Source organism: Klebsiella sp. 4_1_44FAA (assembly GCF_000238715.1).
Taxonomy (GTDB): domain Bacteria; phylum Pseudomonadota; class Gammaproteobacteria; order Enterobacterales; family Enterobacteriaceae; genus Klebsiella; species Klebsiella pneumoniae.
Map to the genome: position 1 here is coordinate 1 of NZ_JH414859.1, position 668 is coordinate 668.

Annotated in this window: 1 protein-coding gene; it reads right to left on the reverse strand. The window is 36.5% G+C overall.

Translation table 11 applies throughout. From position 1 onward, the window contains the following. Positions 1-546, reverse strand: a 546-nt coding sequence (locus HMPREF1024_RS0128005) for a LysR family transcriptional regulator (RefSeq protein WP_323740347.1), incomplete at its 3' end; no start/stop codon positions are given. Positions 547-668: the final 122 nt, after the last annotated feature.

The following is a 668-nucleotide window of genomic DNA, read 5'->3' on the forward strand; positions in this document are numbered from 1 at the left end:
AGGAACTTGGTACAAGTCATCTAATTTGATCACAGACGATAATGGGTACTCGGATGCACATGCAAGAGCCATCTCGTCTTTGCAAATCAGTTTACAAATGAAGTGCTTTTCTTCTTTTGGTTCATCCATGAACGCAAAATCAAGATTATTGTATAAAAGCTGTTTTTCGAGCTGGCTAGAGTTTTGAACCGATGTATAAATAGGAATCTCCGGATGAATCTTTTCAAATCCATCGATACAATTTTGAAGCCAACTATTTCCAACGGAAACATTTGCACCCAAACGTATTTGGGTCATTGCATTAATGTCACTTAAAACGTCTTTTGCTTCATTGCATTGTGCAAGGACTGAATCGGCATAGACCAAAAGTTGTTTTCCGGCATCAGTGATATAGAGTCGTCGATTCATTCGTTCGAACAATTTTGTACCATAATAGCTTTCCAATTCTCGGATTGCAAAACTCACTGCTGGTTGCGCCATGTTCAATTCTTCAGCAGCTTTCGTGATTACTTTCTTTTTTGCAAACCGTCGAAAATATATGAAAATGTCTCAGTGTCATTTACGCAGCCCTCCTAATATGGTCTTGTTTCTCAACACATCTTTTGAGTGCAATCAATATTCAGTATGCTAAATCATAATGAAAATTTTATATTACATAATATCATAAT